Source organism: Chryseobacterium balustinum (assembly GCF_900168205.1).
In the GTDB taxonomy this organism is placed as follows: domain Bacteria; phylum Bacteroidota; class Bacteroidia; order Flavobacteriales; family Weeksellaceae; genus Chryseobacterium; species Chryseobacterium balustinum.
Genome location: NZ_FUZE01000005.1, coordinates 75,538 through 100,858 on the forward strand (window position 1 = coordinate 75,538; position 25,321 = coordinate 100,858).

Genomic DNA, 25,321 nt, shown 5'->3' on the forward strand with positions numbered 1-25,321 from the left:
AGCATTAATCTAAATTAAAAGTTGGTCCGAAAACACGTTTCCATTCTTGAATAGTGTCTCCTTTATTATTTTTTGATTCGGCAATATTTAAGGTATCAAAAGCATCTTCAGCTTCTTCAATAATTTCATCCCATTTGTTTTTATCAAGACGTTTTACAATATTGTTCTCTTTGTTAGTATTGTCAGCAATGTAAATAGGTGAGTCATAATTGACAGGAACTGATTTAATTGAATCTTTAAATTGAATTATAGGAAATGATGGACTACTTACAAATTGAAAGAATCGGATGAGACCCTCCTCAATACTTTCTAGTATACCATAGTTGTCATCTAAATAAGCAACGATTAATTCAATTGAAAATGATGATAAACCTGGTTCATTATCTGTAGGCTGTAATTCTTTATAATTTTTCCACCATTTTATTGCTCGGACAATTGACGTGTAAGATGAATTATTTTGTCTTTTTTCAAGAGAGAAGCTTAATTGCTTGCTGATACTTGTAATATATTTTTTTCCTCCACGTCGACTCGGTTGCCAAACATAATCCGCTATATCAGTCAATGGAACTACAGGAACAATATCAACTTGTAAACCTGTTCCACTAAAAGAAATTGTTATTGATTTTGTATTCCCTTTAGCATCAACATCTCTTCGAATATCTTTCTGTGGATATATGCTTTCTAAATAGGAAATAATGAAATTATATAATTTAGGTAAATCATTATGAATTTCTTTATCTCCAGCAATAAAGAGCACTAAATCTATATCAATAGGATTTTCTCCGGTGGGTTTCAAAATCGTATGCTTTTTCCAAGAACCAGCAATAATATACTTTTGGACTTTTAGCCCGTGACTATTATCATCAGAAATCTTTTTTTCTAGTTTTTCTTTTAAGTTATTGATTTGATCTCTGTATTTACCCATATTTTCAGGCTGGAGTTTGATCTTTTCAATAAAGTTTTGCAATTCTTGATTTGATAACTTCATAAATCTTAGTTTTGATACATATAATATATCAAACAGTTGTCCACTTATTCGTATCGGACTTTATGTCAGTTTTAGTTTGTTATTAAACTAAATATCAGCTAATTCTTAATACTAGGTTCGTATTTTTTATTGTTGGAATCAAGGAGGCATTACCAAATTTCTCAATGTCGTTATTTGTCGCAATGACAAGCTCTTCATGTCCTTTAAGTTTTCTCAACCAAGATATACAGAGTGTCAGATAGATATTTTTCTACTTAGGTAATTATTAGAGTGACGAATATACTTTGTTACTGGCTTTTCAAGTCCTATGAAAGCATATTAGTAGTGGTAGTGCATTTATTTGTACCATTCATTTTTTAATTCCTCAAAATTCATGTCCTTCCATTCACTTTTCCAAAGTTCCCAATATGGAATGTCATTTGAGGAAGGTTGTGGATCACATCTGTCTATTTTAACTATTGATGGTAAAATTATGGATTCGCCCACAAGAATTGCTTCACCCTGTTTCAAAGAAGTCATTTTGTCAACTAATGAACCTAAAGAATCTGGTAATAATTTTTTGACATAACTTTGGTCGACTGGATTTGTAAGTCGCATTGCGATAAAATTGTTGCATTGTGAAAAAATAGTTTCCGAGATTTCAGAAGGTCTTTGACTAGCTAAAAGCAACGTCACTCCATACTTTCTACCTTCCTTAGCAATCCTTTCAATTGACTTTTTTGAAGAACGAAATTTGACTAGTTCACTATTTGGAACATACTTATGTGCTTCTTCATATACTAATAATATAGGAACATCATTGTTGATTGTTTCGCTTGGATTAGAATTACACCTTAGTCTTTTATAAAAATATCCATGCTCAAAAATTAATCTTGAAATTAATGAGACAGTAATGCTTAGAACCTCGAAAGGAACACCACTCAAATCAATAACAGAGATGTTTGATTTATTCGTTGAAGTATAACCTAATAGATTTTTTAGAGTATTTTCAAAAGATATGGTTTTAGCATCGGTACCAAATAGGAACGAAAGGCGGTCTTGATTGATTTTTTCTTGAAATCTCACAAAAAATTTGTCAAGTGTTCCCTCTGCATAATCACCTTTCGTTACATTTTGATTTTTTGTAGGGTGAAACTGGAATTCTCCTTCAAAGTACTTGGCAATTTTTTCTTCTTCACTTAATAACAAACCCGTGTCAACCGTTGTACTGCTATCCGTGCATGTATATGAAGCATCAACAACCATATAGCGACTGGGAGACTTTGAGTTTTTTGTTTCGTTTTTTAAGTTGTATAAAGCATTTTGAACTTCTGTGATGTCAAAAAACAAAGGAGTGTCATAGAACACTTTTGTGAGATTTGGATTGTGCTTCTTTTTATTTTCTGTAACTAATTTCCTAAATACCGAAGATTGGTTGTAATTGTCTCTTTCACCAGTATCCAGTAATATCTCCTCAAGTTCTTCACTGTTTAATAACCAATACGGTAAGGCAAGATTAGAAATGTCAATAAAATTTGCATTAGGGAATGCTGACTTGTATTCTGAATGAATATCAAAAATGATGACATGAGAATTGTTTAATGAAAAATCGCCATCTTTTGTTGAAACTGCTTTCTGAATAATTGATGATAAAGTATGAGATTTTCCTGAACCAGTTGATCCAACGATAGCTATATGCTTGTTAAAAAACTTATTTCCATTTACAGGAACTCTAACTGTTGGATTAGATGATAAAGATGAGAAAGTATAACTTTCCATTGTATCTATTGATTCTTCATATATTTTTTTAATCTCTTCAACAGTTGCAGGTATTACATTCTTAGGTGGTATAGCAAGTGAATCTCCTCCTCTCTCAAATTTTCCATCTCTTAAAACACCAAGAGGAAATGCTTCAATAATATGCTCTCTAACATGTTTTGTTTCTCCATTTTCATCTTTAATATCTCGAATTGAAATTTGAAAATTTTCAATTATGGCTATTAGACTGGCGTTCTCACTATCTTCAATTTTTAAGTATGAACCCACTTTCAAAGTTTCGTCAACATTTTTGAATATTTCTAAATCTTTAACAGATATTTTTACTTTATCAGGAAATACCGCAATAACCTGAGCATTCTGCTCAATTGATTCTTCTGTGCTCATCTATAATATGTTTTTAATTTTATTTAGGTTCTCGACTTGAATTTTTACTTCTTTAATAGAATTCGAATTGTAATCGAAATAAATGTCTTTTAAATAAAATTGATAAATTTCAGACCGTCTACCAGTTAAACTGAGAGTGTCCTCTAAATATTCCAATTTATTCAGAAATTTAAGTTTGATTTGATATGAAAGAGCTGGCTTTTTAATTACAGATTTCAGATTGAATTCGGCTCCCTCATAATCAAAACCATCTTCAATTATAATTTCATCTTCTGTTAAATCCTTTTTTAATTCTATCAACTCTGAATTATCTATTCCATGAATATATATATAGGGGCAAAATGGAGTAGGTTGATTTATTATTTTCGTATAATTCTTAATAACTAGATTTAAGAGTGTTTTTGTATCACTTCGTGAATAGGAGCTTGGTTCAATTTCAAAAAGAAAAAACCTTTCTTTGAACAAAATATTTACATTACTAAAATATTCCTTTCTTAAATTAGCATAATGAGCTTTTTCTCCTTTTATTGCGACATACCATTCATTAAATAATATCCTTGAATTATTTACCCGATTTAAAAACTCTGCTTTTGTAATATTTCTATTTGATTGATTTGTGTCTTTAGAAATGTCTCTTAATACCCTTAATGCACTATTGTAAAAATAGAATTCAGATGAAAATTCACTACAATTAAATGTTGTCTTGAAAAGACTTATAATTTCCTTAAATTGTTTTTCAAATTCAACCGCATTTATGTCAATTTCAAGTAATCTAATAAATTCAATTAAGTCAGCATCACTAAGACCAAGTTCAATGTGATGAAAATGTTTGACTTTAGTATTTACATTGTTGATTTTTTCTGTCCTAGTGTAAGTTAAAAAGTTATCTTTTAAGTTTTGAATACTTAAGGGCAAAGCTAATTTTGAATGACCTGCCTTATAGTAGCCTCTCAATTTGTATTTTATTTCAGCCTTATTACCTAATTTTACCTCTTTAAAATGATTCAACATTAGTCTAATTGGTTCAGCAATTACAGAATGATTGTATTCAGTCTTTTCATAGTATTTACATTGAATCGCTGTTGTTTCTGACGCAGTTGTAATGTCAATATCTTCTACCCCTTCTACTAAAATAGATTCTGTGCCATCTGATAGGTTAAGTAGAGAAATTATAGAATAGTCAAACTGATAAAAGTATCCTCGAATTGTATCTATTGCGGTTCTGTCTGCCATTTTATTTTGTTGTGTTTGTTGTCATCCTCAGCATAAGAAATAACTTATTCATTGCCGTTACATTATGGCCAATAACAGTAATGTTAAATTGATCTATAAAACCAAAACAATTTTTATCTATTTGCCAATGTATTGAAGTGCTTATTCTTTTTTTTCATTCTAAATGATGGCGACATCATTTTTGGATTTCACTTAAATGTAGTTAATGAGTTTACTATTCCATCATTGTTGGGAACTTCCAAAATAATATTGTAATAATTCTAGTTGTTAATTTGTTTGAAAATTAAAACTCATCCCTCCTTTGATTCATAACGTTGTAAACAACACCTCTCTTACAAAAATCGATATCACCACTTATAAATTTTACAATTACAACTTTATCTGGATTTGTCTTACTGTCAAATTGAACATCAAAAATACCTTTCTGATTTTTTGAATTCTTCAACGCAAAAGTTAAATGTCTTGGAATCACTCCACCAAATTTTGTGTCGTAAATTTTTCGCTTCTCACTATTCGTTTTACCATTTTCTAAAATTGGTATTACGTGTAACTCTTTCATTCCATTTCTAAATTGGAAATCATAGTCTTTCGTTCTGATTGCATAAGTTGAATTTAAATCTTTTGAAAGCTGTTCATATTTAACGGTATAATCGCCATCTTCATAATCCAAGCCTTTATTAAGATTTATTGCAAATAATGTATCACTTTGAATTTTATAGGTGTTTTCTTTTGTCTGATTATTATCTGATTTATCATGGTGCATAAGCATCCCAATTATTCCGAAAATGAAAAAACAACCAACAATACAAGCTAAAATTATAAGACCTATCTTTAAACAACCACCATTTTTTTTAACAGGAGGTTGAATAACCGTTCTTTGTTTTAACAAAGTAATGTCATCATCACTCATTGAGGTTAATTGCGCAACGTATTTAAATAATTTGTCAATATGAATATTCGCATTAGTAATTTCAGCAGGTTGATTAAAAGAGCCTATTTTCCTCCTAATTTCAAGGTTAATTTCGGTTTTATTTTCGCTGATAGAATTTAGGTGAAAGTCTAAATAAACACCTATACTTAAAAATTCAAATGACTCAAAAGTAAATTGATTAAATATTTCGTTGGATGAAGAAAATCTATAATTTTTATTTAATAACGGAATATTTAAAATGCTGTTTTTAATCTTTTCAAGGGGAAAATCAACTTGAATCGTTTTTTTTGGATTTGGAATTGCAAATACCGCCATAATTTTAGTCTGTGCTTTTAAAAATATTTGAATTTATGAAATTTAGGTAATCTAATTTTTAACCATCGTGAGATACTCTTTTAAAGTACTTGAGCGAGTTTGGTACGGAACTCATTTAAATATCTATTTACAGAAATATTAGCATTAATTGTTAGTAATAATTGGAGCGAGTTCCTTCTTTAATTCTTCAAACTCTTCCTTACTCATCATATCAATTTCCAAAAGTTCTTTTGCTTCTTTTAATTTTGCAATTGCTTCTTCTCTGGTCATTTTTCTGTTTTTCAAAAGGATTTCACCAGACTCAATTCCTAACTCTGTATCCATCACGCTCAAATATTTATTAATTCCGAAAGCTCTGCCATTTATTTCTCCCAAAACCATGACTACGTATAAAGGTTTATTTTTACTACCTCTATGATATGTCTTGATTTCGTTTACAACAACCTTAGTGTTCTTTAAACTGTTATCTGCCATATTCTGTGCGTTTCCACCCATCGCTGACATAACACTTCCAAATCCAGCAGGTCTTCCTAATTGTATAAATTCATATGTTTTTTTGGAAGTACTCCTAGATTGTGCTACACCTCCTCTTGCTCTGTTACCGTAACTGCCAGAATAAGTTTTTGTACTCATTTCTTGGGAGGTTGGTGATCCTAATATTAAAGTATCGCCAACTTTTACACTATTTTTACTGGTGGTGATATATTCTTTAATCAAAGCACCACTTTTAACAGAGGTAAAATAATTAATATCCTGAGTATTGTCGTAAGTCAGTAGTTCAATATCTACTTGAGCTCGAATAGTTATTACTGATAAGAGAATAGTGAAAAAAGTAATTGTTGTTTTCATAATGGTTATTTAAAAATTGTTTATAATTCATGTAATGAGGAAAATATTACCTTGATTAAATATATAAAGTTCAAAGATAATTATTGTAATCATCGACAAATTGCGTGATACCGTAAATTGCAAAAAAAATTAAATAATTCTCTCCTAAGTTGTATTTGCTGCAGTAATCAAATTGCTTCCTTTTAGGGTAGGTGCTTTAAAGTCAATTTTAATCAATGGATATATAAAAATACCATAACCTTGCGAATGATTTTCTGCTCGAAGTTCTTTATCCTTTATGCTATCGAAGGTTGCTTTACTTACAAAATGAATAAACTCCATAGTTTTGATTTTCTGATCGTTTTTTGAGACCTTTGTATTAACGTTTTGCAGATTTGCGATGTGCGGGATTTTCACCACTAATGTTTATACGTAGCACAAAACTTTCGGCTACCATTAAACTATCTGCGGAGCACGAAACCCCGCCTATTGCAAATGTGCTGTTAGCAGCTGGGCTTACCTTCATTCGATTGCGGACTGTCATTCTAAAATTTAGGATAATATGTTATTGGCTCTTTATTAATTAACTCTCCAAAAGCTTGTTGTATAAACCTAAACCAACTTTCTGTAAACTCTTTAATTGTGTCGTGTGAATAAACATAGATTGGTAAATTTTCCTTCCCTTTTTCTTTGATAAGTCTTTCGTTGTAATGAACTGGGATGTCTCCTTGTATTTCCGAGTTGAACTCATAATACAGTCCTAAGTCGTTGTAATGAGTAATTGTGTCCCTCGGTGCAACTGCTATCTTTATCCAATCAAAGTAATTTGTATGAATGAAGGCCATTAATGTGTCAGTGTCTTTGTTAGAATCTACAGTATGCATAAATCCTTCAAATTTCTGTTTCTCATCTTTAAAGCGTCCAAATGTCGTGTGAGGCGAAATTCCTTTGTAGTAATAAGAAAAGAAGCCCACAAACCTGTCTAAGCCAGCTTTTATAGACATTAGCAATGCTTGGATTTCTATTTGATATTTAGTTCTTCTCAAAACATTAGAATCTCTTGGGTCATCGTCACTAATTGAATATTTAATGTCGTCCCACAAGAAGTCCTTTATGTAATAGTCAATGTAATTGTTATAATGATGAAATGGTGCAACAAGAGATGGATACATTGCATTTATTAAAGTAATTAGGTCGTCATAGACATTCAGTTTGATAGGAATTGACACTTCTTTTCCATCTACCTGTGTTACTAGGTCTTTAGTTGGAAATTTGGCATGTTCTTCTGGTGATGTTCCCTTTTCATAAAATGTCATTGAAATCCTCATAAACTCAGATAATAGATTATCTAAATCATATTTTGAGGAAATAATTTTGTCTGCATACGATTTACGATTACGTTCAGCTTCTTCTATGTCTCTGAATATGTTGTCCATTGTGTTAGTTCTTTAGGCTTGCTGCTAACGTCCAAATTTACGCATTGCGTCAATCCAGACTATATTATATTCGCAAAGCCATTTTTGATAATAGTGTTAGATTTTATTTTGATGAATTGATTATTAGTTTCATACAGTCTAATTTCGGTCAAACCTAAGTTTTGGATTCACGATCATTTTCTCATCTAATTTTTTTGATGGAGAATTCAAAGATAATTATTTCAATCATCAACAAATTGCGTGATACCGTAAATTGCAAAAAAAATTTAAATAATTTTCTCCTAATTTACATTTATAGCAGTAATCAAAATGCTTCCTTTTACAGAATGACGATTTTGCTTTTTCTTTATTTTTAAGAAAAAATAAAAATAATAAAAATGGAAAAATAAAAACTCAGTGTTTTTACCTAATTTTAGATAGTTATGTTGCACCTTTCTAAAGACAAGAAATACTAACTCTCGTTAGTATTTCTTCATATTTTCTTATTTTAAAGTCCAACCATTTCAAAGAATTTAGATAACTTGATATTCTTAGCTTCACAAATTCTCATTATAGTAATTAAACTAATTTGGTAAGTAGTATCTTCTCTGATCCTTCTAACAGTTTTTTCGTCAAGATTATTTTCGGTTGCAAACTGACTATTATTATTCAAGGGAACAACCCACGTATCCCTTATAAATTCAACAATCTTTCTATTTGTAACTTTCATAGAAACAAATAAAAGTGATATTCTATAAAATAATTCGGACTCAAATCCGAATTGTCATAATTTTTTATATATTTGTACCACAAGTTACAAGAGTGTAACTTTGCGATAGTTCACAAAAAATATAGAAGCTATTGCTTAGATTCTCGACTAGAAAACTGGCACTTTTCAAAAAGCGACGAGTTGATAAGTAAATGTGCCCACGACTTCGGCGTGGGCTCGCTTATCGTTGCTTGGTATGCCAGTACCACTAGTCGGTAAGTTGAGTTCCACGCTTTTTCTTTTGTGCTGAACTAAAAGAAATAAAGCTTAAAATGTGAGTAGAATTCTTCCTTAGATATAAGCAGTTCCTTCCAGCAAAAATTTTGCTTAAACAGACTGCTTATGAAAAGAACAAACACTTCGCCTCGAAAGTTAACGGATTTTCAGCTGTACAAACTGCTGAAAGAAGGAAATCCCGTTGCTCTCAATCATATTCATTTGCGCTACAAAAGGCTTCTTTTTTGGCTTGGAAAACAAAAGTTTGATGATGATTTTGTTGTGGAAACTCTTGTTCAGGATGTATTTCTTAAACTATGGGTAAACCGTGATTCCATTGAAACCCCTAACCATATTCTTGGCTTCCTAAGGTTTGTGATGAAAAGAGATTGCATCTCCTATTTCAACGCTCCTAAAAATAAATTCGCCCGTTTAATGGCGTCTCTTGAAAGTTTTGAAAATTATCAGGATTATCTTGCAGGTTACGATCCACTACATGATAAAGAAATTCTTCTCAATCAGGAATCTGATCAGAAAAATTTTGATGAAGTTAAAAATGTTTTAAATGTACTGGATTCCAAAAGAAAACATATTATTGAACTTTGCCTAGAATATGGCTTTCAGTACAAACCCATCGCAGAAGCAATGGGAAGCAGTGTGACCAACATCAGCAATGAGGTAACTAAAGCTATAGACGATCTAAAGAAAATTCTTAACAAAACTTCTTTTGAACCAGCACAAAAAAAAGCATTCAACAATGAAGAGAAGTCCGAAAAGCTCAGCAGTCAACAGCTAGAGATTATGAAAAGAAGATGCGAACAAAAAGCTTCATTTGCAGTTATTGCCAAAGAACTCAAATTACCTGAGAAGGAAGTGCACCGTGAATTTCTATATGCGTACCAACATCTACAAAATCATAACACTTCCGAAATACCTCTTTGAAATGGAAAAGTCCACTATAACATTGACCCGAAAAATTCAGGTGCTGATTGACGTTCCTGCAGACGAAAAAAAAGAGATGTGGGAAAAACTTTACCGATATCAAAACCGCTGTTTCCGTGCAGCTAATTTCATTGTTTCCCATTTGTACGTACAGGAAATGATCAAGGATTTCTTTTACCTAACTGAAGAAGTCCAATACAAGCTGGCTGATGCAAACAAAGATGAAATGGGAATGTTTACACGTTCGAAAACAAATACAACTGCACGAATGGTCTTTGACCGTTTCAAAGGAGAGATCCCGACTGATATTCTGGGAAGTCTCAACAATACTATTCAATCCACCTTTTCTAAAAACAAAGCAGACTATTGGCGGGGTACAAAATCACTGAGAAACTTTAAAAGAGACATTCCAATTCCGCTTCCTGTAAAATGCATCAGCAAAATGAGATATGACTCTGAACTGAAAGCGTTTTGCTTCAATATGTTTGCTATTCCGGTTAAAACGTATTTAGGACAAGACTTCTCAGATAAGCGTCTGATTATGGAACGGCTATTAAAAGCAGAGATAAAACTTTGCACTTCACAAATTCAACTGAAAGACGGAAAAATCTTTTGGCTTGCAGTATTTGAATTTGAAAAGGAAAATCACTCATTAAAACCCGAAATCATTGCAGCAGCTTCCTTGTCTCTGGAACATCCTATTGTTGTAAAAGCCAATAATGTGCGAATCAATATTGGCTCAAAACAAGAGTTTCTATACCGCAGACTTGCGATACAGGCAAGTCAGAAAAGGATTCAGTCTGGCATTAGTTACGCACGTTCAGGTAACGGAGCAAAACGCAAACAAAAAGCATTGTATAAAACAGAAAATCTGGAAAGCAGATATGTAAGCCATCGGCTTCATTTGTACAGCAGAAAGCTTATTGATTTCTGCATCCAGCAACAGGCGGGAACCCTTATTCTTACAAATCAGGAAGACAAAATAGGAATTGCAAAAGAACAGGAATTTGTACTTCGCAACTGGAGTTATTATGACTTACAGACCAAAATAAAATATAAAGCTGAAAAGGCCGGAATCGAATTGATCATCGGCTAGCTTGAAAAAATAAATGAGGGTGCTTGTAAACCCGTAGGGTGAGGTCTTGTACACTCACTAAATACTTTTTAAGAGTATATACAACGGCGTGGGCTCTTTTTTTATCTTAAAACGAATTGCTAACTACTATTTAATTTCTTATTAACGTTCAAAGATTGCATCAATATCATCTTCACCTGAGCCTCCTGAAAAATAGCTGACGTGACTGTCTCTATCATATTCAGATTCATAATAGCTTTCTAAATATCTTGTGACCTTTGAATCGATATCTATACTTGCAATAATTCTAGATGTATCAAATGAAATTCTATCCAGCACATTTTCGTTAAAGCCATCTAAAATGGAATCAAGATTTTCTCTGATTTCATCTTCAATACCGTGTATATCAACATCTATTTCAGGATGACCTTGGTAATGGTCGAAAGATTGATTAATATGTTTATTATAATCAATATCTAAATCGTTATTATCAACAAAGCTCCTTAAATATTTTTCAGTCAAGATATCAACTTGCATCAAAATATGTTCATCTTCAATTTTGCAATCATCGACAAAATCTAGTAATTTTTTCAAAGTATCTTCATCGGATACATCGTCTATGAAACTGTATAAAAATTCAAAATTTTTATATTCAATTTTTGGCTCAAAATCTGTTAAAATTATCAATAATTCCCACAATCGATTTCCGCTAGGATTGTTAGTGTTTACTAACTTGTTTAAAAAAAGCTCTACCTTTTTATTTATTTTTTCGTTATAAGAATATAAATAGCATAATGAAATTAAAAAATCCCAATTTTTCTCGTCCATTTTATATTCAAAGAAATAATCAAATAAATTTTCAAAGATTCTGTTACCATATGATTTATTAATCTTATTAGACATTAAAAGAGCATGTAAATAATCTATTGAAAGTATGTTATCTAATGCTTTTAAAATATTGCAAATTAAATCAATTTCATTTGAGTATGAGTTTAGTACGAAATCAGCAATTGATGGGTTGAATAAAATATATTCATATTTATTTTCTTCAATTTGATTTCTATTTAATAGCGATTTTGTTGCTAATTTTCGTACACCTTCAAAACTTTTATCAGAACTATCACCCATATTTACTGTGTGAATTTTTAAAAAAATAGTATAAGAATTTCTTAAATTATCCTCAGTTATTTTTCCATTATTAAATACAGTTAAATATGTAAGAGCTCTCACACAGTCATCGGTTTGATTTTGAAAATAATCTGCCCAAATAACCTCAGGCTGATCTAAACTTTTGATGATGTAGGTCCAATAATTTTCGGATTTTAAATTTCCAATAACAGAAGAGTCAGTTATAAACTCTATTATTCGGGGATTAAAATTTTGATGTTTTATTATTTCTTTGTACCTCTTGTCCTCGTATATAATATCAATAAATTGTTCCGGTAAGTTTGAATGATATATATGATTGTAAAGAATTTTTGCTTTATCAAGATTAGTCAAATTTTTAATTGTTAATAAAAATTCATTATCGCGAATTTTTAAGTTTTGAAAAATATGACTTAAGCTGTATGCTTTATTTAAAATGTTCGTTCTTGATGTAAGAATAAACTTTTTGCTTTTATCTTTTTTTATTCTACTTATGAATTTGACAATATGAGAATCTTTTTTATTGTTAATAGCGTCATACATATTACTACCCAAAAAATCGTCACAGTAAAATAGAATTTTTTTCTGTTCATTTTCACGAAACAAGCTCTCTGCTTCGCTAATATTTTCTTCAACATCGCAAAATTCATAACCTTTTGCTATGTAGTGAATTGCCAAATTATCTGCAAGTGTAGTTTTACCGATTCCTGGCTCACCAGTCAAAATGATTACATTATTTTCTTCTAATATTCTTAATCCTTTATGATGATTTTCGGTTACTACATATCTGTAAGCCTTTTCCTCAATTTCTCGTATTGTAACTTGGCTTCTGCCTTTTATGGCATTGTTATAAAGAATCTCTAATACGCTCGTACTAGTAATCCATAATTTATAGTTTCTTTCAACGATATCTTGATTTTTCTTTTTAGATAAAAAACTATTTAAATCTTCCACTCCCCAAACATCTACCTCTGTTAGAATATATGGTTGGAAAAGTTTTTTAATTTCTTGTTTATTTATTCTAGAAAGCTTTTTTGAAGTGACAAAAATATACCTACTAGGATTTAGTTTTTTTACTTTATCTAACTCTTCAGTTTTTAATTTTGAGATTAGTTGAGGATAAGGAGTTTCAAAATAATGTTTGCACTGTATAATTCCTTCCTTTTTTTCTCCAATCCAAAATCTACCATCAACACCACCGTCTCGTCCGGACTTAAAAATTTCTACTCTATCATTTAGTTCTTTCTCAATGACAGAAGCAGCTAAAATTTCAAATTCTCGATCATTTAATTTTGAAAAGTCATATTCCATGTTACGCGTTCGTTTTATCCAAATTTAAGGAATAATAAGTTTTCAATTATATATAAAAGAACAAAAAAAAGAAAAATGAGGGATTGGTAGGAGTTGGCATTTTAGTGTTATTAACTACTTCCTAAACTTTTATCTATCGGCTTTCATAACCATCTTTAAACCTTAAAAACTTCTCTGCATCTTTTGGATTTTTATTCATCCATCTGTTCATGAGTTCGGTATTATATTTAAGCTGATCATAATCATCCACTCGATAAAGCGATTGACCGTTATTTCTAATTTCATTCAGGATTTCCTGTCTGAGCTCGCTCTTGCTGCGAAGGCTCTCAGTGTACCACTGCTTTGCAAAAACAATATTTCCGATGGCTGTTACAACTGAAAGAAACAGAGCCGTAATCATTCCATAAAAAACGGTTTTTACGAGTGATGATTTTTTCTCCACCTGCTCAAGTTGTATGAGTGCTTTATCAGAAAAGTTTGCCTCAATAGTTTTGGGAATTGCCAGAAGAAAGTCTTGTCTTTTTTGTTCTTCTGTTTCCAGCATTCTAGATGATTTATCAAGAGTTGCATTTAAATTAATCAAAGATGCCTCTATCTTTTTATCCATGTGCACAATATCTTCACGGGAATTCATGAGCGTAATGTAATGTTCTATAGTGGCTTCATTAGTTTCAATTACCTTCTTGAGTAGTGCTACGCCATCAGGCTGTCTATTTTCTTTATCCATTTTTATCTAAATTTTCTTTTTTTCTTTTTTAGCAAATCATCTTCCTGTGCTGAAGTAAAAGTAGGCTTCAGTAATTCCTTCGCAATATTTTCCAGCTGATTGCTGACAGACGATGATTTTTTTTGTTCGGTAAAATTTGCATTCACATTTTCATTTTCACCAAATTGAATATTTTTTGAACCTAGATATACTGCTCTTTCTTGATTTTCCTGCAGTTTCTGCTTGATGTCTGTAATCTTTAATGTACTGGTGATTTCAGAGAGTTTGTATCCAGGCTTGTAATCACGCTCAGTCTGATAATTGATATCTTCAAATCTTACGATTCGCATCCCAGAGATTCCTACTTTTTCATTTTGAGAAAGTGTTATCCTATAGCCTAAATTTTTCATTGAATCGATGAGCTCGTCAAAGTTTCTCGAAGTTTTAAGAGAAGCGATCAACGCTTCAAGCATCAGTTTTTTCGTTTCCTTGCCAATCTCAATATCTGTCTTCAGATTCATTTCCCGACAAACTTCACGAACCGCCTTTCCGAAGTTCTCACCGATTTTGTGAGCTTTAATCGTATTGATACCATGAATATCAACTCGGTTTACGATGAAGTGAATGTGTTTTTGTTTTGTTGACAAATGAATATCCAAAACCATTTGGTTATTATCGGTAACCCCTATCTTTTTAAAAGCTTTCAATGCAAGCTGTGTGAGTTCTTCGTTGGAAAGTTTATCTCCAATGGATTTTTCAGGAGAGATGTATCCGGTCAGTGCCCAGTTCTTCACATTTTTGTTTCTGTCGGCAACGGTTTTCATTTCTTTAAATTGGTGTTCCGGATCTTCGGTTAACAGATTATTTTGGTAAACTCTCTGTGCAGTTCCTTTATCATTGCCGTTGTATTCAATAGCGATCTTTGAGATGTTTCTGGTCGTTGCGCTGTTATTCATTTTTGGATTTCATTAAGTAGGTTTCTCTCTGTTTTGTTTCTCATACAGATAATGATAAATCAGGTTGGTGACGGTCTCAATTTCCTGAAGGATCTGCTTCTTATTTTCAAATTCTGAGAACTCACGATGCCTCAATAAATTTTTAATTCTGATGAAATGATTCCCATATTGTAGCAGCACTTCATCGGTTTTAAATTCATTTATTTTAAGTTCTTTTTCCATGTAAACCATCCTCGCATAAGTGGATAATTTGAGTTTTAGTTTTTGAGCAGATTTTTGGTTTTCATCATACTCAGAATCCGTCACCCGAAAAGAAATTATTTTGCTTAAATGGTTATTGTTTTTCTTTTTCAAACCACCTTTTCTACCGAGCTCCTGAAAGTGCTTTTTTCTCTTTTCGGCATCAAGTTTCTTTTCATTTTCCTCGACGGCTTTCGTGATAAAGTCCTGTAAGAAATCTTTTTCCATTGTGTTTATATTAGTGTATTTCAAAACATTTCTGACGATAGGAAGAAATCAAAAATCCCAATTTACAATCAGCGGTTACGCTTATTGTAAACTTTGGGTACTTTTTGCACTAACTGTCTACCGTATTTTTTACAATATCTTTTTATTATTACCTGTTACTATTTTACTCAGGTTCATACCTATTGCTATTTTACATAGGTTTCCCGATGACCTTGTATTATTTTATACAGGAGCAATCTTATCTCTTTAATCGGTATGATACTTTTGAATCCGTATTTTTATTTATCAGCCATTCATTTAAATCTTTGAAATCCGAATACAAAACCCGACAGTCTTCAGCGTTTTCACTTGCATTTTTAATCATTTCTACCGCACGGTTTCCTGCTGCATCATTATCAAAATAGAGCTCAATATTTTCATACTGATCAATAGATTTTTTAATGGTGGAAATCATCGCTACCGAATTTAAAATGATATAATCTGAAGGTTCTTTGTCCAAAGATTTCTCTACATTTTTGAAGGAAAGAAAATCAAAAAAGCCTTCGAAAATTCTTAGTGATTTTGAATCGTTTTTGATGGTTGAAATATCTTTTTTACCCAAACATATCTTTGAATATTTACTGCGAATTTCATAACCTCCGGAATCGTTTTTAAAGCCAATTCCAAAATAATTATTACCGTTCATTTTGTAGTGAATCTCTTTTAAGAACTCCGTTTGATTTTCTACTTTTCGACTTATCAGATATTCCAAAAGGGCAGGATGCCGGATTTCTTTTTCGTCAAGTATTTCATAATTTTTTGCAGGATTTTCGAAACTCTGATTGGAGATATTTTGCTTTTGAAAAGAAGAAAAATTCTGATTTTCTGCCCAGGCTAGAATTTCACTTGTAGTCTTATTCAAATATTTTTTCAAAAGGCGTACGTTGTTACCTCCAATACCTTCTGAAAAAAGATACCAGTAGTTTAAACTTTTATTGATTTTAAAAGAGGGTTGGGATTCGCTGGCAAAGGGGTTGAGATACCAAGCTTCTTTTTCAGTTTGTTTCGTGGGAAGGTGTCCGAGAGAAAGGAGGACTTCTTCCAACGATATGCGGTTCAATTGTTCGCAGTTCATATTTTATATTTTTTTATTGAAGATTCTTACCTATTTACCTTGTGACTGGTAATCAATTAAATAATTCTATATTTTAAACTGACCTTCGTCTACCTACTTACCAAATTTCATTTCAGGAGGTAACTTTAGGTATCAGCAAATCTTTCTACTTACCTAATTAAAGAACTAATAGTAAGTAACTTAATGGATTTAGGTAGGTTGGTAGGTTACCTATTAAGTATTTTAAATTTTCGACCTGATGAGATAACCATAAATTTGCCTTTGCGGATGTTTAACTCTTGGAAACTTGAAGGACGACAATGCTCTTCCGATTTTTAAATGATTGAGGCGTACTCCATGAGAATTGAGATCAATCATAACTTCTGTAGCAGTTTTAAATTCTTCCAGATTATCAGATGCTTCATAAAACTTGCTGACCATTTCTTGCTCTAAAGTCATTTGAGTGAATCGCTCATTGCGTTTTTCATTCTCAGAAATATCTGCCAAGGTGAGTTCAGGATTGTAGTTTTTCCGTTTATAAGCATTGTAATAAGCTTGAGCCCAGACTTTATCAATATCAATTTCAGATGAATAATTGAAGTTTATTTTCTCAGTAACTTCGAAAATAATCCAACGAACGCTTCCTGAGTCATCTGTTAGAAAGTCTGTTTTGTTGGTAGAACCCACGAAGCTGCAAATCCTTTCCAGATATTCGGCTTTTCTTGCATAAGGCAATCTTTCATTGATATGCGTTTTTGAAATCATCGCTTTCAAAGAATTGACGTCAGCTTTAGCTAAAACGGAGAGTTCATCCAGATTAATAATCAAATTTTTGCATAATTTGATTCTGCTATCTTTATCCAAACCAATATCTTCCGAGAGATAATTGGTGAGTTTTCTGGGAATAAAAAATCTTAAGAATGTTGACTTTCCACTGTTTTGAATCGTATTTGCCAATACAAGACAATGTTTGTTGATTTTCTCTTTTTCTAAAGCACAATAAACCGCTCTTGTAAACCATTTTTCAACATGATACACAAATCTTTCATCATCATTAGTTTTCACATAACTGCATAATCTTCGGATATGATCTTCACCGTCCCAATCTTCCAACCTTTCAATATATTCTGAGATAGGATTATACTGTTCGATCAAATGACTTCTTACCAAAATTTCCAGTTTATTTATTGGGATATTGATTCCGGATTGAATAAGCTCTATGAACAATGAATTTAAATTTAGGTCTGTCCACTGCTTATCATTTTTCAGTTTAATTTCAAACTCAAGAGATATCATATTAAATCTTAAACAATACTTTGAATTGAGATAATTTAGAGTGCGATCAAAAATAGTTTTACCTTCTGTACCAATTTGATACAGAGTATTATTATCTTCCATAAAATATCTGGGTATTGTGGAAACAGAAACAAATAAATAATATATTTGTACTTTACTTCCAAGTAAAAACAAAGCTTTTTAGCCTTACTAATGCCATAGTAAGGCTTTATTTTTTGCGTAAAGAAAATTCTATAGCTTCCTGTTGAATTTCGTCATTAGATTTATGATTGTTTTTTAACAACCATTCATCAATTTTTTTTCTTTCAAAAAAGAGAACTTTACCGTTGGGTTTTGAAAAGGCAATACTATTTGAATGTACCAATTTGTAGATATAGGATTTCTTAAATCCTGTATAATCTGAAAGTTCTTCCACATTCAGAATTTCCTTTAAACCAAAAATATGTTTTTCAATTCGGTTGAGTTTGTGAAGAATGATTTCGTTATTTTCCATTGCTTTCGTTTAACAAATTTAATGAAGCAAAGGTCATTATAGAAAAGTATAAAAACAATATAGTCGAACACTTAAAGACTAAATAAGAGGGATGTGGACTAATCCCGAATGTCAAAAGTGTAAAAAAGAATAATCTGGATTCGGAATAATTTTATAATTGAACAAATTCAGATTCAATTTTATCAATAACCTTTTGAGAAATGCTCTGCTTTTCTGAAAAAGGTTTGAATAATTTGGTCGCTGAAAGAACACTATCAATAATCGCATTTGGATTTTTAATGGTAAACTGATCAGCAATTCCTAATAAATCTTGTCTTTTGATGGAGTTTCTCTTTCCATTGATAGACATAGCTCTTGAAACTCTTGTGTAATTTTTCAGTGCATCGAGTGGATAAGTTAAATCGTATGCAGGTGCGAGGTTCCAACGGTCTTTTTCAATATTATAAATGAAAGAAAAATTCTTTAAATGATCATCAATATTTGCAAAAACCAAATTGAACACCATTCGCTTAAATAGCTGTTCGATATCTTTATGAGGAAGTCTTAAATCTAATGATAATCTAAACAGATTTTCATATGTTGAATTTTCAGGTTTTGTAAAATCCCAACCCGTCATTCCTGATGCTGTAAGAATATGATATTTCTCACCATGCTGCCTATCAAATCGTAGAGTAGCAAAATGCTTATCATCAATCATTTTAGAGTCCATCATTTCAATCCCTAAATTTCTAGCAATTTGATAGTAAACAAACTCCACTTTCTCTTTAGAATAACCTTCATTTTCGTCGACCGAAAGTTTAATCAGGTAGTGATTATAATCTTCTGAAGTTTCTAAATCACCCGCCTTTAATACACCGGTATTCTTGTTTTCTGAAACCAAAATTTTAGGTCTTGCACCGCCAGCCGAAGTTCCCATCTTAAAAATATTGAGCAAAGCAAAATCACTCAATCCTTTTTCTTCAATAGATGTTCTGACATCCAAAACCTTTTTCACCACGTCAGTGATCTCCTCAATATTTATTGAGGTATTTGAATTAATATCTTTAGCCGGAGCAAATTCTAATGCCCCCATTCCTCTTTTACCAACATAAGTAAGCTGTTCCAATGGAGAAATACTAACAAAATCTTTTTGAGTAGCTTCTAACCATTCTTTAAAGACAATATTTCCAAAATAATCAGGCAAAGAATCTGCAATCATTGGAGGCAGCCCTCTAAAAGTTTCGCCTTCAAATTCTGAAAAAACCTGAACATTTGGACTTCTTCTAATGACATAAGGAAACAGTCTTTTATACAAATCCATTTCTAAAAACGCCGGATTATATTGGAAAGATGATTTGCGTTGATTTTCATCATAGCCAATCTTACCGATTTCTAAACTTTGAAAATGAACAGATATGATTTGATTTTTAGCCATATTTAATACATGGATTGATTATCGTTAAGAGTTTCTATTTTATCAGCAACAAATTGATTCAACGATTTCATTTCATCAAAATATTGTAACACTTTAAGTAAGGTTTCAAGTGTAGGATTTTCTCCGTTCTCAAGCTTTGCAATAGTAAATCTCGAAAGTTCTAATTCCTCGGCGAGTTCTTGCTTTGTGAGGTTTTCTGCTTTACGCATTTCCCTGCACCAACTTCCAATACTATTTTTAACTTCTTTTATAGTAATAAAATCAAGCATAAAATTGTTTATTATAATAAACAAATATAGCTAAAATCAAACATATTGTTTACTATAATAAACAATATAACAAAAGATCAAGTAACTCCTTATAGACTCATATTTCATTGCAGATCAATTTAAAAAGATTAATTATAAAAATGAAAGCAGTCGATGCGGAGAATAAAAAAGTATACACCGCAATTTTTGCGGTGAATAATCTTACTTCATTTTTTTGAAGGTCTACTTTCTATTCTTATTTTCATCATAGCTCAATATTTAATTCCGGAATAATCTCTGCCGCCTCTTTCATTTTGCTATCTACAATTTTTGCATAAATCTGCGTAGTTCTCAATTCTCGATGCCCTAATCTTTTGGAAACTGTATAAATGTCAGCACCATTTTCCAATAGTAGCACTGCGTTGGTATGTCTAGCTGAGTGAAAAGTTATATGTTTCGGAACTGCAGCCCGATTGCACCAACGGACGATTTCAGTATTATAGGTCATTCCATATCTCAAACCTTTGAAAACTTTCTCTAGTGGATCTTGTCTTTCTCCTAACAAGTCTCTGGCTTGTTTTGAAATATAGAGATATTCTACGCCATCAGTTTTTTCTTGTCGGAAATTAACTCTTGAAATATCACCTTCATCACGAACTTCTTTCCAAATTAAAGAACTAATATCTGACCAGCGTAATCCGGACAAACAAGAAAAAAGAAAAGCTTTCTTTAATACCGGATACTTACATTCTGCTTTGGCTAAACGTTGCAACTCATCAAAAATTAGATATTCTCTTTGGCTTTCAGCTTGTTCAAATGATTTTATTTTTGACGCATAATTGATTGTCAAATAACCATTATCGAAAGCACTTCTAAGTGCAGCCTTAAATTTATTAAAATACGAATATTTGGAATTTTGAGATAGTGGAATTTCACTTTTAGTAAGAGCGTCTTTCTCAAAATATCTGTGAACTTTTTTGACGAATCTCTCATCAATTTCATCGAAAGTCATGCTTTTAGAAACAATCTTTTTGAGATGTTGCAAAGTAGAAAACCAGTTACCGTAATTATTGGAAGAATCTTGCAATCGTTTCTCATCTGTTAACTCCTCAAAATATGTTAAAAAACTTCTTTTACTTTTTACAGTATCTTTCAAGTCGTAACGTCCTTGTACATATTCAGCTTTTTTGATTGCCAAAATACTTTCTGCGAGAACCAAAGTTTCTCTATTTTCTTTTTTTTCATTAGCCGTTTTTGGTTCGGGATGCAAATACAGTTTCAAGTACTCGAAATCACGTAGATGAATTCTTTTTCCTTGAACATTTGTTGATGAACCTTTGTAATACTCAATGAAAAGACTAATCCTTCCATCAGCTAAATTTTTCTGTTTTAAAGTGATATTCATATATTTTATTTGAGGTGTACATTTGTACACCTTTGTACTAATTTTCTTAGCTCAAGGTGTACAACAGGTGTACAAATATATAAATAAACTCCAAAAAGAGAAAATAAATTTTTTATAAATATCTGATAATCAAATAAAAGAAAGAAAAAGAAACCAAAGAAAAGCTAAATTATTTCCCGATACAAAACTTAGAAAAAATATTCCCCAACACCTCATCATTCGTCACTTCACCTGAAATTTCGCCAAGATGTTCTAAAGCATTTCTTAATTCATAAGCCAACAACTCTGTTGAAATTTGAAAAGTAATCGCTTCTTTCACTTTATTCACGGCATCCAAAGATTTTCCTAAGGCTTCAAAGTGACGTTGATTGGTGATTACTACGTTGCTTTCTTCAGATTTTAGCTGCTCTACGTAAGAAGATAATTCGTTTTTTAAATCTTGCATATTTTGATTTTCAACAGCAGAAATGGTAATGAAATCAAAATCTTGTGAGATTTCTTTTCTGAAAATATTTTCCACCAGCTCATATTGGGCAGGAGAAACTTCATCTATTTTCGTGGCGCAGATGATGAGTTTTAAATCATCTCTTTGTAAAGATTTTATCATTTCGATGTCTTCAGAAAAGTTTTCTGTGGCAGCATCGGCGAGGTAAACCAGAATATTGGCGTTTTCTACTTTCTCTTTTGCTTTTTTTACACCGATTGCTTCGATTTCATCAACTGTTTCACGCAGACCGGCAGTGTCAATTAATCTGAATGCATGACCTTTTATGTGAAGAATTTCTTCAATGGTATCTCTCGTTGTTCCGGCAATGTTGCTTACAATTGCTCTTTCCTCTTTCAATAAAGCGTTCAGAAGAGTTGATTTCCCGGCGTTTGGTTTTCCGATAATGGCAACGGCAGTTCCGTTTTTAATGGCATTTCCGTATTGAAAGCTTTCAATAAGAGAATTTAATTTTGCTTCAATTTTATCAAGTAATTGATTCAGGGCAGTCCTGTCTGCAAATTCAACGTCTTCTTCAGCAAAATCGAGTTCCAATTCAATTAAAGAAACAAAATTTAATAAATCGGTTCTTAAAAAAGAAATTTCGTTGGTTATTCCTCCTTTTAGCTGGTTTAAGGCTACTTTTCTTGAAGCTTCATTTTCTGAAGCAATCAAATCGGCAATCGATTCAGCCTGGCTTAAATCAATTCTTCCGTTCATGAAAGCCCGCATCGTAAATTCACCAGCTTTTGCCATTCTTGCTCCGTTTTTAATAAGAACTTCCAGAATTTTCTTAGCAATATGTGGCGAACCGTGAAAAGAAATTTCCACAGAATCTTCAGCGGTAAAGGTTTTCGGAGCTTTAAAAACAGAAATCATCACTTCGTCAATTACCTCATCGCCATCTTTTATAAATCCGTAATGAACAGTGTGTGACTGTGCTTTTTCGAGATTTTTACCGTCAAAAATTTTAGCTGAAACAGGAATTGCATCATCACCAGAAATTCTTATAATTCCGATGGCTCCGATTCCGTTGGCTGTGGCAAGTGCGCAGATAGTGTCATGATTCATTTTGCAAATTTACGGTTTTATATGAAAATTTTTTATGCTAATCTGCAAACAGATTTTTTCGGATTGAATTTTACCTAAAATTATTTTATTTAAGCTTTTCACCTAACGAATACACTTTTTCAATCCATTTTTGACGTTGCTCTTCTTTTGAATTTTTAATAACTCCTATATACGTAACTTTTACAGGCTTTACTCCGCAAAATTCTAAGGTAGATTTTTTGAGCTGATTGATACTTGGTCGTCCGTAAAATATTCTGTAATACCAACTTGGTTGATCTAATGTTGTAATGATGTGCGCTGTTTTACCTGTTAAAAATTTATCCCACCAAACCGAATTTTCACGATATTTAAATGCTAAACCGGGAAGAAAAAGACGGTCGATAAAACCTTTTGTAATCGCAGGAAGTCCGCCCCACCAAACGGGATGTATCCAAACCAAATGATCTGCCCATTGTATGATTTCCCAGGCTTTTATTAAATCAGGTTCCAATTCCATTCTTTTTTGATACCCAAACTGCAGATTGGGATTGAACTCCAAATCTGCAATGGTAATTTCCTGAATTTCTGCTCCTGAATGCACAGCTCCTTTTTTATAAGCTTCTGCGAGACCAAAGTTGAAGGAATCTCTGTTAGGATGTCCATTAATGATAAGAATTTTTTTCATCATCTAGTTTTTATATGGATAGTTTCATAATTATTAAGTGATTTGAAAAGTGAATCCGGCTGATGCAGCTGATGGCTGAAATAGATATTATTTTCAAGTTTATTTTTCAGCAGTTCTTCTGAATGTAAAACTGCGGATAATGCTGTGAGTTCTGCCTGTCCTTTCTTACTCTGAAGGCTTACTTTCTTAACTTCATTTTTATTTTTAATAACAATTTCAAAAACCGATTGGTCTCCATTGCCACTTGATCCGAAAATCATTTTTCTCTCTTTTAAAGATAAAATATTAAAAACCCTCAAACTTTGAAATGCTCCGAGCAACCAGGTGATGAACTTTGAATTATAGGTCATTTTCACACTTACATTCGGTATTTTTTCAATTTTGTTTAATATATACAAATCGGGTACATCAAAATTGTAAGCCGTCCGCTTTCCTATTCCAAAATCAAAGGTGAAATATTCGGAGTTTAAAAAGTGTTTTATAGAAACAGGCTGGTTATTTTTATAATTAAAAAAAGGCTTTGCTACGTTTTCCGCCATAAAATGAGCCGAACTTTCACCCGCCAGGTCTTTTACTGAATAATAAACAAAAAGTTTTACTTCTTCAATATTTTTCATCTGGCCGGCTGCATCATTCACTAATCCGCTTACAATACCGCCCATCCATCCTGAACTAAAAACAATCCTGCTGCTGATACGCTGCCTTTTTGCAAAATCATAGGCTTTCATAAGATCCGGAGTGGGTTTCGTAATATCTAAATAATCGATATTATTTTTAATAGCGAAATCAAGAATCTGGTCTTCTTTGTCATTCACAGACAGTATGATCAAATTGATATTTTTTTCAAGAATAGTTTTAAATGTCTGTGGTTTGGTAACATCAATTACCAGATCATTTTCTGTTTTCCCTTCTCTTCTTCCTCCAATAAAAATTGTATAATGTGGATTCCTTGATCTAAGAATCCGGGCGATTGTTTTACCGACCATTCCGCTTCCGCCGATAATTAAAATGTTTGACTGCATCTATTTTTTTTACAAAATTATAGAGTTGCAATATCAATCAACAGGACAAATGTCTAAAAAGAAATCTCTTTCCTGATACGGCTCAAATGTCTTTGGGTAATGCCTAAATAAGAAGCTAAATGTTGTAAGGGAATTTGCTGAATATAATTTGGCTGGTTTTCAATTAAAAAACCATATCTCTGTGCTGCACTGTCTCGTTGAAGCTGGAAAAAACGTTTTTCAAGTTCCAGATATTCTTGTTCTGCAACTATTCTGAGAAATTCATTCCATTTCGGATTTTCAGAGGCAAGTTTTTGAATTTTTTCTTTCTTAATGATCAATAGGGTAGCGTCTGAAATGGCCTGCATATTTTCTATGCTTGGTTTATCGGAAATAAATGAAGAATAAGAAGCCATCAAATCATTAGGAAACCTAAAACAATATGTATTATCTTTTCCCTCATCTGAAGTATAAAAAGATCTGAAGATTCCAGATTGTATAAAAGCGATTTCTTTACATTTTTCGCCTTCTTTTACAAAAAAATCATTTTTTGTGAGCATTCTTTCTTCAAAAAAAGTTAAAAGATTGTCTATTTCATTTTGTGAAAACAGATTGAAACTTTGAAAGAACTGCTGAATCATTGAGTAAATAAATTATGTTGTTAATCGTAACAAATTTAAGTAAAGATTTTGCAGTAAAAAAAACACCACC

At 31.9% G+C, this 25,321-nt stretch carries 24 protein-coding genes; 2 read left to right on the forward strand and 22 right to left on the reverse strand.

Going from position 1 to position 25,321, the window contains the following annotated elements; all coding sequences use genetic code 11:
- Positions 1 to 4: 4 nt before the first annotated feature.
- From B5X64_RS08550 to B5X64_RS08580, 8 genes are all read right to left on the reverse strand, one after another.
- Positions 5 to 988: a CBASS oligonucleotide cyclase gene (locus B5X64_RS08550; RefSeq protein ID WP_079464824.1), complete on the reverse strand. Its 984-nt coding sequence runs from the start codon at positions 986 to 988 to the stop codon at positions 5 to 7.
- A gap of 336 nt (positions 989 to 1,324) precedes the next feature.
- Positions 1,325 to 3,130 (reverse strand): anti-phage-associated helicase HerA, encoded by a 1,806-nt coding sequence (gene herA / locus B5X64_RS08555; protein ID WP_079464825.1) that lies wholly within the window; start codon positions 3,128 to 3,130, stop codon positions 1,325 to 1,327.
- The gene (locus B5X64_RS08560) at positions 3,131 to 4,363 is read right to left on the reverse strand and encodes a DUF4297 family anti-phage-associated protein (protein ID WP_079464826.1); all 1,233 of its coding nucleotides are present in this window, start codon (positions 4,361 to 4,363) and stop codon (positions 3,131 to 3,133) included. It lies immediately after the preceding gene.
- A gap of 283 nt (positions 4,364 to 4,646) precedes the next feature.
- A complete protein-coding gene (locus B5X64_RS08565; protein WP_079464827.1) occupies positions 4,647 to 5,609 on the reverse strand; it encodes a hypothetical protein in 963 nt (320 codons plus the stop codon).
- 144 nt (positions 5,610 to 5,753) lie between these two features.
- Positions 5,754 to 6,458 (reverse strand): hypothetical protein, encoded by a 705-nt coding sequence (locus tag B5X64_RS08570; RefSeq protein ID WP_079464828.1) that lies wholly within the window; start codon positions 6,456 to 6,458, stop codon positions 5,754 to 5,756.
- A gap of 144 nt (positions 6,459 to 6,602) precedes the next feature.
- Positions 6,603 to 6,854, reverse strand: coding sequence for a hypothetical protein (locus B5X64_RS22780; RefSeq protein WP_123920928.1), 252 nt, complete (start codon positions 6,852 to 6,854; stop codon positions 6,603 to 6,605).
- A 128-nt stretch (positions 6,855 to 6,982) separates the two neighbouring features.
- A complete protein-coding gene (locus B5X64_RS08575) occupies positions 6,983 to 7,873 on the reverse strand; it encodes a hypothetical protein (protein ID WP_079464829.1) in 891 nt (296 codons plus the stop codon).
- 487 nt (positions 7,874 to 8,360) lie between these two features.
- Complete coding sequence (locus B5X64_RS08580; RefSeq protein WP_079464830.1) at positions 8,361 to 8,582, reverse strand: hypothetical protein; 222 nt, start codon at positions 8,580 to 8,582, stop codon at positions 8,361 to 8,363.
- 381 nt (positions 8,583 to 8,963) lie between these two features.
- On the opposite strand from B5X64_RS08580, the gene B5X64_RS08585 reads away from it, so the two are divergent.
- A complete protein-coding gene (locus B5X64_RS08585; RefSeq protein WP_079464831.1) occupies positions 8,964 to 9,779 on the forward strand; it encodes an RNA polymerase sigma factor in 816 nt (271 codons plus the stop codon).
- A gap of 1 nt (position 9,780) precedes the next feature.
- A complete protein-coding gene (locus B5X64_RS08590) occupies positions 9,781 to 10,875 on the forward strand; it encodes a hypothetical protein (RefSeq protein WP_079464832.1) in 1,095 nt (364 codons plus the stop codon).
- 141 nt (positions 10,876 to 11,016) lie between these two features.
- On the opposite strand, the gene B5X64_RS08595 is transcribed toward B5X64_RS08590, so the two are convergent.
- The 14 genes from B5X64_RS08595 to B5X64_RS08660 all read right to left on the reverse strand — a co-directional run bounded on the left by B5X64_RS08595 (position 11,017) and on the right by B5X64_RS08660 (position 25,251).
- Positions 11,017 to 13,311: an nSTAND3 domain-containing NTPase gene (locus tag B5X64_RS08595; protein ID WP_079464833.1), complete on the reverse strand. Its 2,295-nt coding sequence runs from the start codon at positions 13,309 to 13,311 to the stop codon at positions 11,017 to 11,019.
- A 133-nt stretch (positions 13,312 to 13,444) separates the two neighbouring features.
- Positions 13,445 to 14,038: a hypothetical protein gene (locus B5X64_RS08600; RefSeq protein ID WP_079464834.1), complete on the reverse strand. Its 594-nt coding sequence runs from the start codon at positions 14,036 to 14,038 to the stop codon at positions 13,445 to 13,447.
- A 2-nt stretch (positions 14,039 to 14,040) separates the two neighbouring features.
- Positions 14,041 to 14,973: a relaxase/mobilization nuclease domain-containing protein gene (locus B5X64_RS08605; protein WP_079464835.1), complete on the reverse strand. Its 933-nt coding sequence runs from the start codon at positions 14,971 to 14,973 to the stop codon at positions 14,041 to 14,043.
- A gap of 12 nt (positions 14,974 to 14,985) precedes the next feature.
- A complete protein-coding gene (locus B5X64_RS08610) occupies positions 14,986 to 15,441 on the reverse strand; it encodes a plasmid mobilization protein (protein WP_079464836.1) in 456 nt (151 codons plus the stop codon).
- Between the two features lie 238 nt (positions 15,442 to 15,679).
- The gene (locus B5X64_RS08615; RefSeq protein ID WP_079464837.1) at positions 15,680 to 16,555 is read right to left on the reverse strand and encodes a toprim domain-containing protein; all 876 of its coding nucleotides are present in this window, start codon (positions 16,553 to 16,555) and stop codon (positions 15,680 to 15,682) included.
- A 222-nt stretch (positions 16,556 to 16,777) separates the two neighbouring features.
- Positions 16,778 to 17,932 carry a VapE domain-containing protein gene (locus B5X64_RS08620; RefSeq protein ID WP_079464838.1) on the reverse strand — a complete coding sequence of 385 codons (1,155 nt, stop codon included), beginning with the start codon at positions 17,930 to 17,932 and terminating at the stop codon, positions 16,778 to 16,780.
- Positions 17,933 to 18,038: 106 nt separating this feature from the next.
- A complete protein-coding gene (locus B5X64_RS08625) occupies positions 18,039 to 18,323 on the reverse strand; it encodes an excisionase family DNA-binding protein (protein ID WP_079464839.1) in 285 nt (94 codons plus the stop codon).
- A gap of 151 nt (positions 18,324 to 18,474) precedes the next feature.
- The gene (locus B5X64_RS08630) at positions 18,475 to 19,737 is read right to left on the reverse strand and encodes a type II toxin-antitoxin system HipA family toxin (protein WP_079464840.1); all 1,263 of its coding nucleotides are present in this window, start codon (positions 19,735 to 19,737) and stop codon (positions 18,475 to 18,477) included.
- A gap of 2 nt (positions 19,738 to 19,739) precedes the next feature.
- A complete protein-coding gene (locus tag B5X64_RS08635) occupies positions 19,740 to 20,006 on the reverse strand; it encodes a helix-turn-helix transcriptional regulator (protein WP_079464841.1) in 267 nt (88 codons plus the stop codon).
- 244 nt (positions 20,007 to 20,250) lie between these two features.
- Positions 20,251 to 21,390 carry a site-specific integrase gene (locus tag B5X64_RS08640; protein ID WP_079464842.1) on the reverse strand — a complete coding sequence of 380 codons (1,140 nt, stop codon included), beginning with the start codon at positions 21,388 to 21,390 and terminating at the stop codon, positions 20,251 to 20,253.
- Positions 21,391 to 21,559: 169 nt separating this feature from the next.
- Complete coding sequence (gene mnmE / locus B5X64_RS08645) at positions 21,560 to 22,945, reverse strand: tRNA uridine-5-carboxymethylaminomethyl(34) synthesis GTPase MnmE (RefSeq protein ID WP_079464843.1); 1,386 nt, start codon at positions 22,943 to 22,945, stop codon at positions 21,560 to 21,562.
- A gap of 85 nt (positions 22,946 to 23,030) precedes the next feature.
- Positions 23,031 to 23,609 carry an NAD(P)H-dependent oxidoreductase gene (locus tag B5X64_RS08650; RefSeq protein WP_079464937.1) on the reverse strand — a complete coding sequence of 193 codons (579 nt, stop codon included), beginning with the start codon at positions 23,607 to 23,609 and terminating at the stop codon, positions 23,031 to 23,033.
- Positions 23,609 to 24,631 (reverse strand): saccharopine dehydrogenase family protein, encoded by a 1,023-nt coding sequence (locus B5X64_RS08655; protein ID WP_079464844.1) that lies wholly within the window; start codon positions 24,629 to 24,631, stop codon positions 23,609 to 23,611. The genes B5X64_RS08650 and B5X64_RS08655 overlap by 1 nt, the downstream gene beginning before the upstream one ends.
- A 53-nt stretch (positions 24,632 to 24,684) precedes the next feature.
- Positions 24,685 to 25,251, reverse strand: coding sequence for a Crp/Fnr family transcriptional regulator (locus tag B5X64_RS08660; protein WP_079464845.1), 567 nt, complete (start codon positions 25,249 to 25,251; stop codon positions 24,685 to 24,687).
- Between the last annotated feature and the right edge of the window lie 70 nt (positions 25,252 to 25,321).

Coding starts and splice junctions, on each gene's coding strand:
- B5X64_RS08600 (WP_079464834.1), bottom strand. CDS start 14,038: ATGGATAAAGAAAATAGACAGCCTGATGGCGTAGCACTACTCAAGAAG.
- B5X64_RS08560 (WP_079464826.1), bottom strand. CDS start 4,363: ATGGCAGACAGAACCGCAATAGATACAATTCGAGGATACTTTTATCAG.
- B5X64_RS08640 (WP_079464842.1), bottom strand. CDS start 21,390: ATGAATATCACTTTAAAACAGAAAAATTTAGCTGATGGAAGGATTAGT.
- B5X64_RS08585 (WP_079464831.1), top strand. CDS start 8,964: ATGAAAAGAACAAACACTTCGCCTCGAAAGTTAACGGATTTTCAGCTG.
- B5X64_RS08655 (WP_079464844.1), bottom strand. CDS start 24,631: ATGCAGTCAAACATTTTAATTATCGGCGGAAGCGGAATGGTCGGTAAA.
- herA (WP_079464825.1), bottom strand. CDS start 3,130: ATGAGCACAGAAGAATCAATTGAGCAGAATGCTCAGGTTATTGCGGTA.
- B5X64_RS08660 (WP_079464845.1), bottom strand. CDS start 25,251: ATGATTCAGCAGTTCTTTCAAAGTTTCAATCTGTTTTCACAAAATGAA.
- B5X64_RS08595 (WP_079464833.1), bottom strand. CDS start 13,311: ATGGAATATGACTTTTCAAAATTAAATGATCGAGAATTTGAAATTTTA.
- B5X64_RS08610 (WP_079464836.1), bottom strand. CDS start 15,441: ATGGAAAAAGATTTCTTACAGGACTTTATCACGAAAGCCGTCGAGGAA.
- B5X64_RS08630 (WP_079464840.1), bottom strand. CDS start 19,737: ATGGCTAAAAATCAAATCATATCTGTTCATTTTCAAAGTTTAGAAATC.
- B5X64_RS08620 (WP_079464838.1), bottom strand. CDS start 17,932: ATGGAAGATAATAATACTCTGTATCAAATTGGTACAGAAGGTAAAACT.
- B5X64_RS08635 (WP_079464841.1), bottom strand. CDS start 20,006: ATGCTTGATTTTATTACTATAAAAGAAGTTAAAAATAGTATTGGAAGT.
- B5X64_RS08575 (WP_079464829.1), bottom strand. CDS start 7,873: ATGGACAACATATTCAGAGACATAGAAGAAGCTGAACGTAATCGTAAA.
- B5X64_RS08605 (WP_079464835.1), bottom strand. CDS start 14,973: ATGAATAACAGCGCAACGACCAGAAACATCTCAAAGATCGCTATTGAA.
- B5X64_RS08565 (WP_079464827.1), bottom strand. CDS start 5,609: ATGGCGGTATTTGCAATTCCAAATCCAAAAAAAACGATTCAAGTTGAT.
- B5X64_RS08580 (WP_079464830.1), bottom strand. CDS start 8,582: ATGAAAGTTACAAATAGAAAGATTGTTGAATTTATAAGGGATACGTGG.
- B5X64_RS08625 (WP_079464839.1), bottom strand. CDS start 18,323: ATGGAAAATAACGAAATCATTCTTCACAAACTCAACCGAATTGAAAAA.
- B5X64_RS08590 (WP_079464832.1), top strand. CDS start 9,781: ATGGAAAAGTCCACTATAACATTGACCCGAAAAATTCAGGTGCTGATT.
- mnmE (WP_079464843.1), bottom strand. CDS start 22,945: ATGAATCATGACACTATCTGCGCACTTGCCACAGCCAACGGAATCGGA.
- B5X64_RS08650 (WP_079464937.1), bottom strand. CDS start 23,609: ATGAAAAAAATTCTTATCATTAATGGACATCCTAACAGAGATTCCTTC.
- B5X64_RS08550 (WP_079464824.1), bottom strand. CDS start 988: ATGAAGTTATCAAATCAAGAATTGCAAAACTTTATTGAAAAGATCAAA.
- B5X64_RS08615 (WP_079464837.1), bottom strand. CDS start 16,555: ATGAACTGCGAACAATTGAACCGCATATCGTTGGAAGAAGTCCTCCTT.
- B5X64_RS08570 (WP_079464828.1), bottom strand. CDS start 6,458: ATGAAAACAACAATTACTTTTTTCACTATTCTCTTATCAGTAATAACT.